Genomic DNA, 14,487 nt, shown 5'->3' with positions numbered 1-14,487 from the left:
ATGCAGTCCTACGCGCTCAAGGGCGGACTCGACCTGTCCACGGGAAAGGCGACAGCCGATCCCGGCACGCTGCTGGATTGCCTCAATTACGAGGTGACCGACCGCGACGGTTACACCCGCATCACGGGCTTCGAGCGGTTCGACGGACAGTTCCGCGTCGCCGAGTTCCGCACGGTGCGGATGAGGGGGGCGCTGGTCAGCGGCAGCTTCCTTCCCGGCGATGAGGTCATGGCTGGCGGTCACACCGGCTATGTGACCTCCGCCGCGCGTGGCACCGGCTGGGCGCTGTATGTGATGTGCCATAGCCGCGATCCGTGGCCGCTCGAGCTACCGGCCACGATCACCAACCTTTCGCGCGCCGGCAGTGCGACGATCACGGCGGCCGATCTGATGGCCGACCCGGTGGGCAAGCAGAAGGTCGTGAACGCCGCGCGTAAGGCGCTGGCCGATGCCGCTCGTCCGTTGGTGGGCCTGGTGCCGGGCAATCCCGATGTGCCCGTATCCGGCGTGTTCTGGTTCAAGAACCGGCTCTATGCCATCCGCGACTACCCGCTGATCTGGTTCGAGTCGGCGAAGCAATGGCCGTTCCGAGTGGGCGACCAAGTGACCATGCCCGGCGGCGTGTACACGGTCGTGGCCGTGCACTACACGAGCCAGGCCTATCTCGCCGGCTACATGGTGTTGTGGCCGATTGGCCAGGATGGCCAGCCGATGACTGTCGCACCGGAGCCGGGCGATCAAGTGACGCGGCCCTCGCAGTACACGGGCTTCGACGCTGCTGGCGCCGCCATGGGCGAATTGCCGGTGGCGATGATGGGCATGCTGAGCTATGGCGACGGCAAGGCCACGATGACCAGCCCGGGCACGGGTGTGCAGCCGGAGAACGATGACCTCAGCGTGCGGGCCTACCGCACCCCAGCGGGACTGTGGAAGGCCACCGCCACGGGTTGGCAGCCGGTCGACCTGAAGCGTGAGGCGCAATTCAGTTCCGGCACGTCCGCCTTCGGCCAGTTCATCAACACGAATATCGGTATCGGTGCGGCGCCGCTGGCCAGCGGCTACAAGGCCGGCACCAAGGCGCTGCTCGATGGCATCGACGTGACGGCAGAGGTTGCGGCCGACGACGGCAGCGGCGCCGCGCTATCCGGCAACGGTAGCGACGAACTGCGCGTGACCGGCTGCGACCTGTCCGCCATCCCGGACACGGCGACCATCCTGGGCATCGAGGTGCGCGTGAAGCGCTATGCCGATGTCGGGCACAAGGTCGAGGACTACATCGCCGAACTGATCGGCATCGACGGCACCAGCACCAACAAGGCGCGCCAGGTGACGTGGGATACCGACGACACCGAGGTGGTCTACGGAGGCGAGGATGACCTCTGGGGCAACGACAACCTGACTCCGCGCACCGTGAAGGAGGCGGACTTCGGTTTCCGTCTCGTCACGCAGGCCGTCGATCCCGAGCCGCAGGGTGCCATCAACCGCGTGTCGTTGCAGGTGTACTACCGCCGCCGCGACGCTGCGATCTACGTGTGGACGGGCTCGCTCGATATCGCCGTTAACCTGGTCGACGCGCAACTCATCACCGGCAGCTACGTCGATGGCGACGCCGCGGGCTGGCTGGTCCTCGATATCCCTGGGGCGAGTTGGGCACCGTCCATCGGCAACGGTATGCAGATCCGCTCGGCGCCGGCTGGCGGCGGCGACCTGTTGGCCACCGTGGCCAGCGGCGACCAGCCGATCCGCCTGCCGGGCTGGCCCGACCTTCAGGCGAACCGGAGCCAGTACCGTTTTCTCGCCACGAATTTCTACGGCATGGCTGACTACCAGGCGATCTACGGCGTCTCCGGCGCGTCGCCCGCGTTCACTTACGACGGCTCGCGCCTGCTGTGGGTGCGCACTCCTGTCGATCCCCAGCAGGATCTGCCGCGGCACATCGCGCGCCATGGCGCATCGCTGGTGCTGGGCTATTACCAGGGCGCGTACATCCTGAGCCCGCCGGGCGACCCGCTGAACTTCCGTGGCGAAGACGGGGCAGCCAGCATCGAGATCGGCCAGCACCTGACCAACCTCATGCCGGCCATGGGCGATGCGTTGCTGGTGGTGGGCGAGACGAAGACGCTCGCGCTGCACGGCACCGATGCCGACAGCTACGACCAGCAGACCGTCTCCGATAACCGCGGCGGCATCGAATACACCGGCGCCGACGTGGGCCGCCTGCTCGTCGCCGATGCCGTCGGCATCGCCTCGTCGGATGCCACGCAGGCGTTCGGCGACCTCAGCCGGACCTATCTATCGATGAAGGTGCAGGCCTGGCTGAAGCCGCGGCTCCAGGCCGTAGCCGACGGCACCGTGCCGCTGCAGCAGGTGATCGGCGCGATCGCCGTGCGTTCGAAGAACCAGTACCGGCTGTACTTCCGCGACGGGTACTACATGACCCTTACCGCGAACGACACGCCGGAATTCACCAAGCAGCGATACTTCGTCGCCGCAGACGATCCGGACATGCCGGACCAGCCGTTCCCGATCTCGACCGTGGGTATCGGCATCGACGACTTGGGCCGTGAGCGGATCTTCGGCAGCTTCGATGCGGACGCCAACCGTGGATACGTCTTCGAGTTGGATCACGGCACCACGTTCGACGGTGCGGCGTTCCCCTCTTACGTGGTGCTGAACCCGCTGTCCTTCAGCGAGAGCGTGATGCTGAAGCGTTTCGACCGGACATTCCTCCTTGGCCAGGCCGAGGGGTTCGCGAAGGTCCGGCTCAGCCGCAGCGTCAACTACAGCGTGCCCGATGGCACGAAAGCGTTCCCGTTCACGCTCGGCGATCCGCTGGCCAATGCCGGCGTGTTCCCCGCGCGTGGTGTCGCCGATGCCCCCATCGAGGGTTACGAGGTGACCCTGCGTTTCGATTCCCTTTCCGACGTCGAGGGGCCGCACACGTTGCAGGCCATCGGCACGGATGCTGATCCCCGCGGTGACTCCCGCGGCCACGTACGAGGCTGACCATGCTGCCCGCAGATGCAACCTATGGTGGTGGCGGTGCCACCACGACGAAGTCCCCGCCGCCCGTGCCGGCCACGGGTGGCCTGATGACTGCCGCCTCCAAGAGCACCGCTCAGCCGAACACGGGCTTCGTGCCGGCCCAGGCCTCGACCACGACTTACAACCCCGCCACGGCCGGTTCCACCGGTTATACGGCGGCGACGGGCACGGCGCAGACCTACGACCCGACCAAGGTCGACAAGACCGGCACCACGTACGACCCGACGCTCCAGACGGTGCAGGGGAACCAGCTGGTCAGCAACCAGCTGAACGACCTCACCGCGGGCGACAGCAAGTACATCCAGCAAGCCCGCCAGCAGGGCCAGCAGCAGGCGGCTCGATCTGGCCTGATGACCAGCAGCATCGCTGCCGGGGCATCGGAACGTGCGGCCGTTGCCGCCGCGCTGCCCATCGCCCAGGCGGACGCGGCGCGATACGGCACGGTTGCCGATGCGAACCAGATCGCGACGAACACCGCCTCGCAATTCAACGCCGGACAGACCTTGACGGCGAACACCGCCGACGCGACCGCGGCGAACACGGCCGATCAGTTCAACGCCGGCCAAACGAACCAGATGACGCAGGCGAACAACGACGCCACCAACCGCGCCAACGAGTTCACCGCAAACGCGCAGAACAGCACGAGCCAGTTCAACGCCAACAGCCTGAATCAGGCCGGTGCATTCAACGCTGGCCAGGCGAATCAGCAAAGCCAGTTCAACGCGGGACAGGTCAACAGCGGCCTGATGAGCCAGGCACAACTCAACGAACAGCAATATCAGTTCGACAAGAATCTCAATGCGCAGCAGTCGAACCAGTACTTTGGTTCGCAGTTCCAGCGCGAGCAGCAGATGTCGCAGATCCTTTCGTCGATCTACAACAACTCCAACCTCACGCCAGCGCAACAGCAGCAGGCGGCGGAGAACGCCAAGGCCATCTTTCAGGGCCTTTGGAGCGCGACCAATAACACCTTCAACGCGGGCGTGCCCCAGGTGTTCACCAACGTATGACGATCACTGTTCGCCTCGCTGGGCTCGAAGATCTGACCCGCCTCGTCATCCTGGGGCGTGTGGCCCACGGGGCGAGCAACTACCGCGACATTCCGTTCAACGCAGGCCACACCCGCGACATGTTCCGCGGCGCCGTACTGCTCAAGGGGCAGGACGTTCTCATCGCCGAAAGGGCTGACGGAAGCCTCTGTGGCTTCCTCATCGCGATGACCATCGAGTTGCCGTTCTCTCCGCGCAAGTACGCCACCGATGGCGCTTTCTACGCGGAGCAGGGCGGCGATGTTCTGCTGGACGCCTTTGTCGAATGGGCGCGCAAGAAGCACGTGGCGCGCATCGACCTCAGCGTGTCGCAGGACGATCCCGGCGACCGCATCGATCACCTGTATCAGCGCAAGGGTCTTGCGCGGACCGGTGGTATGTACCTCATGAAAATCCCCTTGGAGACGAAGCCGTGAGCGCAGTCAAGAAAGCAGTAAAGGGTGTCGCGAAGTTCGTAAAAAAGGACTTCAAGCGCGCGACCAACTTCGTCAAGAAGTACTGGAAGCAGATCCTCATCGTGGCCGCCATCGTGTTCACCGCAGGCATCGCCACGGTGGGCATCGCGGGATTCAGTAGCGCCATGGCCACGGCCGGCGGGGGATTCGCAGGCTTTATGTCAGCCGCAGGGTCCACGATGGTCGCTGGCGCGGCCGCGATCGGTGGCAGTGTCGGCATCGGCAGCGGTGTCACCGCGTCCACGGCTGGCGGTGCGTTCGCCTCGGCGCCGGTGATGGCTGGCGTCTCCAGTGGTGCGGGCCTGACCTTGGGTACGGGTGCGGCAGCGCAGAGCCTGGGTGCTGCCGCCTCGACCTATGCGCCGGCCGCCGCCTCGGGTGGCGCTGCCGCGGGCGGTGCGGCGGGCGCTGCCGGTGGCAGTTTCAACGCGCTGACCGGCGCCGGCACCTATACCGGCGCCGGGTCGACCGCGGCGAACGCGAGCTATCTCGCCAACGCAGGGGCGACCGGATCGCTTGCCGGGACCACGGCTGGCGCGGCCGGAACGGGCGGCGCGATCGGTGCCGGCACGGGCACCACCGCGGGCGCAGGTCTCACGACGACGACGGCGAATGCCGCGCAGCCTGGCCTCATGTCGAAGGTGCTGAACAGCAAACTCGCCGTTCCGCTGATTTCGTCCGGCATCCAGGGCGTATCGAGCTACATGCAGAGCAAGCAGCAGCAGGAGCTTGCCGACGATCAGTGGGACCGCGAGAAGCCGATGTCGTACTGGGGTGTCGGTGCGCGCGGCGATGACAACGGCGGCGGTGCCATCACGAGTCCCTTCGATGCCGGCGCCACGCTCACCGGTCAGCCCGCGGCGGCTCCGGACCAGATCACCGGTCCGGTGCGCGGCGCGAACAACACGAACCCCGCGGCGCAGTTGAATGCCAACTCGTTCCGCACCGCGCCCAACGGGAACCGTGGGCTCATGGCAGCTGGCTGGGATATGGACTCGGGCCTCCCGGTCGATGCAAACGGCAACCCGATCTACTGGAACTGATCCCATGGCGGACGAACGCAAACTCTTCGAAACGATGCTGGCCGGCCTGTTGGACTGGGTGTGGGGCAAGGGCCAGGCCGATATCCAGCGTCAGATCCAGCAGGCCACGCCGGACACGCTGGGCACGGTCATTGGGCACATCACCTTCGCGCTCGTGCAGCAGGGCGCCGATCAGGGCCACAAGGCCGGGCACGACTTCAGCATGGATCTGCTGATGGGTGTCGCCACCGAATTGATCGAGTCGCTGGAGAAGATGGCGGCCGCGATGAACATGCAGTTCGACGCGCAGGCCGTGGGATTGCAAGCGCTTACGCAGGCCCTGAACGATTACGCCGATTCCTTGCCCGATGGCAGCGAAGCGCAGCGTGAGGCGCAGGAAGCGCTGAAGGAAGTCAGCCCGCAGGAATTCGGCGACGCGCAATCGACGCTCTCGGATATCGGGCAGCGAAATGGCGTCAATCCGTTCGCGCAGGCGCAGGGGCAGCAGGGCGGCGCTCCGGCAGGAGCTTCACCGGCCGCCGCGCCGCCGCAAGGTAATGGTCTCATGGGAGCAGCCCAATGAATCGCGCACTCGGTTACGGCCTGATGGGTGCCGCCCAGGGCTTCCTTGGCGGACTGCAGCAGCAGATCCAGCAGGAGCAGGCGGATATCCGCACGCAGCGACTCCTGGAGGCCAAGGCGGCTGAGGAGCGCGCGCTCGAAGCGATGAAATACCAGTACCAGTCGCAGGCGAACTACGACAAGATCACGATGCAGTTCGCCGCCGACAGCCAGTTGCACGCGCAGGACAACCAGGCGAAGGCCTCCCTCGAGGACAAGAAGCAAGGCTTCGACGCGGAACAGAAGGCGATGGATCGGGCCTCCGAGGAAAAGCGCAGCGGCCTGTCGGCCAACGCGACGATCCAGGCCGCCACCATCCGCTCCGATGCCGAGGGCAAGGCGAAGCCGCGCGGCGAGCAGATCTGGCAGTTGCCGGATGGACAGAACGTCCTGGTGAAGCCCGACGAGGCGCCGCCGGAAAAAGGCAACCTGGTATGGACCCAGGGCGGCAGCGTCGGTGCGCGCACGCGCGGCGGCACGCCCGGCCCAGGAAGTGCCTTGAACGGTGCCCTCGGTGCGCCGGCGGCTTTCACTGCCCCCGCGCCTGCCGCTCCGGCGGCCGCTGGCTCGTCGCAAGACAATCCGCTGGATGCAACCTCCACCGCCACGCAGCCGCCGCCGGGAACGTGGGTGCGGCTGCCGTCGGGTCGCGTCATGCAGATTCCCGGAGCCTGATGCATGGCGAACTGGTGGGATCAATACGACGGCGCTGCAGCGGCTCCCGCGCCCACGCCCGCGCCTGTTCCGCCTCCGCCCGTCTCCGCCGCGTCGGGTAGGCCGTGGTGGGCGGCGATGGAGCAGGGCGCCGTGCAGCAGGAGAACGAGCTCGCCGGTGGCATGGCGGCTGGCGACTGGGGATGGGCCTCGCGCGCGCCGTCGGCCGAGAGCATGCCTCCCGGGGCGTACCAGGTCGGTGCCGTCGATGACGTTCCGCATCTGGACGCCAATGGTCAACCCGCATCGGTGCCGACCAACCAGGACGTGCAGGGTCTGCAAAACCAGCAGGCGGCCGTCGCTTATGCCGCGCGGGACGGCGATAGCGGTGGTGTCTTGCCGCGTGCCCCGACCTACGTGGCCGGCGAAGCGCCGGCCGGCATGCTCCGTCCGGGGAACATCGACTTGTCGAAGCGACCCGTCGTGCACAACAAGGACGGCAGCTACAGCACGGTGCGCAGTATCACGATCACCGCGGACGACGGTAAGGCGATCCTCATCCCGACCGTTGTCGGCGATCGTGTTGTATCGAACAAGGAGGCGATCGCTCACTTCCAGCGGACTGGCGAAAATCTCGGTGTTTTTTCAAACGAAGAATCGGCGGACGCTTATGCCGGACAACTGCACGATGAACAGGCTAAGGCCTACTCGGGCGCGGCTTCTAGCGCATCCGACCTGATAGGCCCGAACCGCTTCGTGCAGGCATTGAGGGCAGCGCCGGCGGCAGCGTTCGATGCACGCTTCGGCGCCGGCACCGCGGCCGGCTATGGCGCGGTGAACGTCGATCCGACGAACGAGCCGACGGGGCCTGCGTTCCTTTCCGGAGACTGGTGGAAGCAACAGCTCGGCGGTGGTGGCGATGGTGCCAGCTATGGCGAAGGTGCCGGTTACCTCATCGACAACCCGCTGACTCGCGGTCTTGGCCAGGGCGCGGCGTCGATCAATGCCGGTGTCGGCGAACTGCTCGGCCGCGGTATTTCCGCCGTGAGCCCCACGGCTGGCCAGTGGTGGCAGCGCTATGTGGAGGCTCCTGCCGTCGAACGCACGCGCGAACTTCAGCCCGCCGGTGATGCAGGGATTGGCGCGCTGACGACGCAGGCCATCGGCAACCTCGGCTCGCAGCTGTCGATTGGTTCGCTGACCGGTGGTGCTGGTGAAGCAGCGGCGACGGGAACCGGCCTCATGGGTGCGGCACGCGTCGCGCTGGCCAGTCCGCAGGCTCGCACTGCCGCGTTCCTTGGCGCAACGCAGGCGGGCAACGAAGCCGCACAGCTGGAGGCCGAGGGCAAGCCGGTTTCTGCCGACCAACTCGTCACGATGGCGTCGACCGCGACGGCGGCGAACCTGGTGCCGATGGCAGGCCGATGGTCGTTGCCGGCGCGTGTCGCCTCGGGCGCTGCTGTTGGAGAGGCCACCAACGAAGCCAACAACGTCGTGACCGGCCGCCCGCTGGGAAGTGGCGCTGCACTGGCGGCGGGTTTCGGGGCCGCCCTGGGCGTGCTGCCGGGCCATCACTCGGCGTCGCTCGCCGACGAAGGGCGTTCGCTCGCTGACCAGATCGCGTTCGGCAATCGCACGGACTTCCTGCGCGACGGTGTCGCACGTCAGGATTTCGACGAGCGCATGGGGCAGGCCGCGGAGCAGACTGGCGGCGCGGTTCCCGATGCCATCGCACAGCAGCTTGCCGCCGCCGTGGCCCAGGAGCACGGGACCAGCGTCGACGCGCTCTTGCGCGCACCGCGCGGACCTGCCGAAGCCGGCGCGGCCGCGGCGGACCAGATCCTTGCCGATGCGCAGCAGGCGGTGGCGGCTGCACCTGCCCCCATCACGGATGCGCCGACGATCGCGCCGGAAGCGTTGCGTGACGTTGTGCCGCGCGAGCCGTCCTTGCCGCAAGCACCTGCTGGTGCGACGCGTGATGACCTGGTGCAGGCGTGGCGTGGGGCGAGTACTGACGCCGAGCGGGCCGCCGCCGCTGCCGATATCGCAGCGTTCGACAAGCTCACCGGTAAGGCCGACACGGCGCCTGTTGATGCCGGCGCTGGCGAGGTGGCTGCGCCGCCAGTCGATAGCGCGCTTCCCGCTTCGCCCGAAGCGCCGCCGCCCGGTCTATCCTTCCAGGACGCTGGCCGGGTGATCGATGATCGTCTTGCCGCGCTCGACGCTATCGCCGCACGTGCTCGCCCGAACGAGGATCTGCGGACGTTGGGCCGTGAAGCAGGCGAACTCGAGGATCTGCTTCGCGGGGAGTACGCGAAGCGGCAATCCGGTGTCGTGCGCTCGGGGTCGAACAGCCTCTCCGACGCGGAGCTTGCCGACGCCGAGCAGCGTCTTGCCGCAACCCGCGGTGCACTCGAAGACCACCGGCAAGCCGTTGCCGCCGGCAACCAGGCGCGCCAACTCCGGGATCGGTTGTCCCGCGTCGACAACGACGAGGAACTGCGTCAGTTCGCCATTCGCCTTGCGGGCGTCGATGACGCACCGGTGCGGCCTGCCGAAGTGCGTCCGCCCGCACCTGTCGCCGAGGGCACGTCCTCGCCGTGGTGGAGCGCGCTGGAGAACCCGCCTGTCGCCGAAAGCCCCGTGGCGCGCGGCGAGGCCATGGCCAGCCGAGATACGCCGCCGCCCGACGAGGCCCCGGTCGCGCCGCTGCACGTGGAGCCGGCCAAGGAGGCGGAGGATCAGCAGTTCTACGCCGCGAACCAGTATTTCCGCGACAACGTGCAAGGCAAGCAGGTGACGTCGCCGGACGGCACGCCCGTGGTGTTTTCGTCGTCGGGACGGACCAAGGCATTGTCGACGGGCCGCCGGGACGCGCGCCGCATGGGCATCATCCGTCAGCTGCCCGAACTCGCCGCGCGCGCGCCCGTTATCGAGGAAGCCGCGGATCGTGCGAACCGCGAAGGCATGGCCTACGCCTACGCGGCGGTGCCGGTGGAAATCGAGGGAAAGACCTACGGCGTGAAGATGATCTATCGCGTGGGTCAGGAAGGTGGCCGCCGGTTCTACGATTTCCGGGGCTTTGAAATGGAAGACCCCGGTGCCGCAGATAGGGGCCTGGCCGAAGCGGCAGGCGCCCAGGGTTCGCCGGGGTCCGAGCCCACGATAGCGCAGCTGCGGGAGGCATTCAAGAAACGCCCCGCGTTCTCCGCCGACCTCGAGGCGGGGCAGGGCGCGGCCTCCCGCGACCAGGTGCGGAAGGCAGCCACCCGGGCGTGGGGCAATCGCTTCATCGGCAAGTTGGAGCGCGAGGGCGTCCTGCACGTCATCGATACCGACGAGGCCGTCTCCCGTGGGCTGGCCTCGTCCGCTGACGAACTCCGCGGCGTGAAGGGCCTGTACCACGACGGGCGGGCCTACATCCTGGCTGACCAGGTGCGCGACCTCGCCGAGGTGCCGGGCATCGTGCTGCACGAGGCCGGTCTGCATTATGGTTATGACCGCCTCACCACCGAGACGGATCGTCTCGCTCTGCGCCGCATGGTCAATCGGGCGATCGCTGCCGGTGACAAGGACATGGTGAAGGCCTGGCAGCACGCCGAGAAAGTCGGCACGCCGGCGCGCGCTCTCCATGAGGAAGCGATGGCGTACCTCGCCGAACATACGCCTGGCCACGGCATCGTGACACGCGTGGTCGACGCGCTGAAGCGCGGCCTGAACCGTGTCGGTATTCCGGTCAGCCTGCTCGAATCGGACGCCGATGCCATCCGGCGCACGGCGCGCGACATGCTGCGCGCTGCAGCCAGTGGTGAGCGGCCGACGCGCGCGCGAGTCGAGCCGGACGGTGTGCAGGACTGGCGCGCATCGAGCATCGAAGGCGCGCCGGTTTTCAGCCGCAGCGAGCCGCCCGAATCGGAGGCATTCCGTCGCTTCTTCGACGGCTCCCGTGTCGTCGACGAGGAAGGCCGACCGCGTCCGGTGTACCACGGCACCGCCTCGGACCATACCGTCTTTCGTGGCGACGTCTCTGGTCGCGCCACGGGCCACGCGACGGCGTCGCTGGGGCATTTCTTCACCGAGCGGCGGGCCCAGGCCGAGCACTATGCGCGCAACGCGAGCGATGGCGTTCCGGCCGAGGAGCGCGTGGTCGATGCCTACCTCGCTGTGCGCCATCCCACTGAAATGACCCTCGAGCAACTGCAGGCGGTGGACTCGCCGGAGGAAGCCCGTCAGCTTCGACGCGACCTCGAGGCGCAGGGCTACGATGGCATCCACATCAAGGACGGCCGCCAGTGGATCGCGTTCGACTCGCGGCAGATCAAATCGGCCAGCGAGAACCGTGGCACGTTCGATGCCACGAATCCCGATATCCGCTTCTCGCGCGCGCCGGCGGCGCAGGTGCGACAGCAGGCCGCCGCGGCGCGCACGTCGATCCTTTCGCACCTAGCCGCACAGGGGTACGGCCAGGGTGCAATCGGCTGGACCGGCAACCCCGCCGAATATGAAGGGTGGCGTGGTGGCGTGCAGAAGGCGATCGCTGGGCTGTTCGACAAGATGGACCCGCTGCGCCGCGCGGAGGGGGCGATCACGGACGCCACCGGGCAGACCATCGCGGACGATGCCGACGTCTACCGGCTCGAAAACCTCATGCACGGCCGTGCGGCGGATCGCCTCGACGCGCTCGATCGCACGTCGGTGAAGCCGCTGTTGAAGGCCATGAAAGGTTTTGGTGTCACCCCGAAGCTGCTCATGGATTACCTCTACGCGCGGCACGCGCCGGAGCGTAACGCCCGCATTGCGACCATCAACAAGGACATGCCGGACGGCGGGTCCGGCCTGACGACGCAGGAAGCCCGCGATATCCTCGCCGGCAATGCGCCGGGACCGTATTCCGGCCAGAAGATCAGCGCGGCCGACATGCCCAAGCTCCAGGCGCTGGCGGCGCGTGTCGACCGCGTACGCGACCAGACCATCGCCACGCTCGAAGGATCGGGGCAGATCACCCCGCAATTGGCCGGTCAGCTGCGCAAGCAGTGGCAGCACTATGTACCCCTGCGCGGCAAGGAAGGCGAGGCGGAGACGCCAAAGGGCGCCGGCCGCGGGGTGAACATCAAGGGCAAGCCGGTGAAGCGTGCGCTCGGCCGTGGCGCCGGCAATGTCGCCCCGCCGAACATCCTCGCCGAGATCGTGGGCGATGCGCAGCGCGCCATCATCCAGGCGGAGAAGGCGAGGGTCGGGCGCGCCGTGCTCAAGCTCGCGGCGGAATACCCGAATCCCGACCTCTGGCAGGTGGAGCCCGTCGACCTCGAGTGGCGGTTCTCGGAATCCACTGGCGAGGCCTACCTCGCACCGAAGCGTCCGACGAACGACCAGGACGTGCTGACGGTCATGCACGACGGCAAGCCGTATATGGTTCGCCTCAAGGATCCGCGCATCCGCGACGCGGTGCTGAACCTGGGTGCGGAAAAGGCGCAGTGGCTGGTGAACACGCTGGGTCGGTTCAACCGCTGGCTCTCGGCCGTGAGCACCCGCTACAACCCGGCCTTTACCCCGATCAATGCCCTGCGCGATATGACTCTCGGCATGACCGGCCTCACCGCCGAGCATGGCGCGGCGGCTGCGGCCGATGCGGCGGCGAACTACCTGCCGGCGCTGCGATCCTCCTGGCGGGACGCTGCGCATGCACCGGGGGATGCGAGCGTGCCGGATGCCCAGAAGTCCATGGACGACTGGGCGCGAGAGTTCGCGGAGCGCGGCGGCAAGACGGGCCTTGTGCATTTCAACGATGTCGAGTCCACCTCGCGCGCGCTGGAAGACAAGTTCCGGAGCGGCATGGAACTGCTCGGAGAACTGCGGCCGCTGGCCGCTGCCGGGAAGGCGTTGGAAAAGCTCCAGCCGATCGCGCACGTCGTCGAATTGGCGAACGAGGCGACGGAGAACGCACTGCGCCTGGCCTCGTACGTGGCGCTTCGTAAGCGAGGCATGTCGCCCGACCGCGCCGCAGCCTACGCGAAAGACCTCACGGTGAATTTCAACCGCAAAGGCCAGTGGGCCGGCGTGCTTAATACGCTGTACCTGTTCTACAACGCGAGCGCGCAGGGTGTCCGCCGCAGCTTGCAGCTGATGCGCAATCCAAAGGTGCTGGGATTCCTGGGCAGCATCGCCGCCCTACAGGGCGCGCAGACGGCGCTCCTGATGTCGCGCAAGGGCGACGACGGCGTGAGCGACTGGGATGCCATCCCGGACTGGAAGAAGGAGCGATCGCTCATCATCGCGCTGCCTGGCCAGGGCCATTACTTCGCGCTGCCGATGCCGTACGAATTCGGCTTCATGGTGTTCGCCGGCGGCCGCCTCACGCAGGCTGCGCTGAACCGCGAGCCGTCGACCAAGGGGAACCTGGTCAACGACCTCGGCGCAGGCATGCTCCAGGCCTTCTCGCCCATCCCGCTCGACAACGGTCCCACGGGCCTCGCCCCGGAACTCTTCAAGATCCCGCTACACCTGGCGGAGAACCGCGACGACTTCGGCCGGCGCATCACCGCCGACCAGCCCTATGCCACCTACGACATGCCGCGCACGGCGATGGGTAAGACCGGCACGGCGGCGCCTTACGTGTGGCTGGCGCGCGCTCTGAATCGCGCCGGCGGCGGCGATCCCGATTTCCGTCCCCCCGAGATCGCTCGTGGTTTGCTCGACTGGAGCCCCGAGGATCTGCAATACCTGTCGAACACGATGCTCGGTGGCCTGGGTAGCTTCGCCAGCGGCACCTGGACGTCGGCAGAGAAACTGCTTGCCGGCAACTACAAGGCGAAGAAGGACGGTTCGGTCGCGGTTGATTGGCAGGCGATGCTGCGCGATTTCCCCATCGTGAAGTCCTTCGGCTGGGATACCGATAGCAATCGGGCGCGGTCGGATCGCTTCTACGACATCCGTGACCAGATCGAGCGCACGAAGGCGATGGTGCAGGCGAAGCTGGATGACGGCGATCTCGAGGGTGCGCAGCGCGTCGCGCGCGAGGCGGGAGTGTTCGCCGACGGCATGACCGTGAAGACGAACCAGGACGGTTCGCCGGCAATGCGCCTGAAGCACACCGATCGCGGCGACGTCCGCACCTACCAGGTCGGCGCGGTGCCGGGCAGCCTGTACGCGGCCTACCGCGAGGCCAGCGGCGGATTGAGCCAGCGCAACGAGGACACCGGCTACAGCGAGAAGGTGCAATCCGGTGTCGCCGACTACAACCGGCAGATCCAGCGCGCCTACCAGCTGCCTGTCGCCGAGCGCACGCGCGTCATTCGTGAGCTTCAGGATCAGCGTGGTGGCCTGATGGCCGCTTTCCTGCGCCTCTACGAACAACGGAAGCGAGCGGTGCCCACACCGGGTAAGTGATGCCGCCCGCGGTCAGCGCCAGGATCGCGGCGAACACGAGCACGCCGGCCGCGAGGCCGACGGCTGCGGCCTGCGCCGGTGCAGACAGGATCAACAGGGCATCGCGAGCACGCATGCCCTTGACGCTAACAGAGCGATGACCATGCCGACGTCCCCTTATCTCCCCTCGACCTTCGGCACCACGGCGACCCCTGCGGCTGCCGCTCCCTCCCTCCCGCGCCCCGCGCTGCCGCAAGGGCAGCCTCCGTCCGCAGC

7 protein-coding genes are annotated in these 14,487 nt (G+C 67.4%); all 7 read left to right on the top strand.

From position 1 onward, the window contains the following. From HBF32_RS05710 to HBF32_RS05680, 7 genes are read left to right on the top strand one after another with little or no spacing between them, the layout of a single operon-like run. A complete protein-coding gene (locus HBF32_RS05710) occupies window positions 1–3,006 on the top strand; it encodes a hypothetical protein (RefSeq protein ID WP_166698743.1) in 3,006 nt (1,001 codons plus the stop codon). 2 nt (window positions 3,007–3,008) lie between these two features. Next, window positions 3,009–4,055, top strand: a complete 1,047-nt coding sequence (locus tag HBF32_RS05705; RefSeq protein WP_166698742.1) for a hypothetical protein — start codon at window positions 3,009–3,011, stop codon at window positions 4,053–4,055. After that, window positions 4,052–4,510, top strand: a complete 459-nt coding sequence (locus HBF32_RS05700; RefSeq protein WP_166698741.1) for a GNAT family N-acetyltransferase — start codon at window positions 4,052–4,054, stop codon at window positions 4,508–4,510. Before HBF32_RS05705 ends, HBF32_RS05700 begins: the two co-directional genes overlap by 4 nt. After that, entirely contained in the window at window positions 4,507–5,592 is a 1,086-nt protein-coding gene (locus tag HBF32_RS05695; RefSeq protein WP_166698740.1) for a hypothetical protein, read from the top strand. The genes HBF32_RS05700 and HBF32_RS05695 overlap by 4 nt, the downstream gene beginning before the upstream one ends. Before the next feature lie 4 nt (window positions 5,593–5,596). Further along, entirely contained in the window at window positions 5,597–6,154 is a 558-nt protein-coding gene (locus tag HBF32_RS05690) for a hypothetical protein (RefSeq protein WP_166698739.1), read from the top strand. Then, window positions 6,151–6,867 carry a hypothetical protein gene (locus HBF32_RS05685; RefSeq protein WP_166698738.1) on the top strand — a complete coding sequence of 239 codons (717 nt, stop codon included), beginning with the start codon at window positions 6,151–6,153 and terminating at the stop codon, window positions 6,865–6,867. The genes HBF32_RS05690 and HBF32_RS05685 overlap by 4 nt, the downstream gene beginning before the upstream one ends. Window positions 6,868–6,870: 3 nt before the next feature. Continuing rightward, the gene (locus HBF32_RS05680) at window positions 6,871–14,232 is read left to right on the top strand and encodes an LPD38 domain-containing protein (RefSeq protein WP_166698737.1); all 7,362 of its coding nucleotides are present in this window, start codon (window positions 6,871–6,873) and stop codon (window positions 14,230–14,232) included. Window positions 14,233–14,487: the final 255 nt, after the last annotated feature.

It is taken from the genome of Luteibacter yeojuensis, assembly GCF_011742875.1.
Taxonomy (GTDB): Bacteria; Pseudomonadota; Gammaproteobacteria; order Xanthomonadales; family Rhodanobacteraceae; genus Luteibacter; species Luteibacter yeojuensis.
Note: the sequence above shows the minus strand (reverse complement) of the source record. Positions and strands in the feature narration are given on the sequence as shown.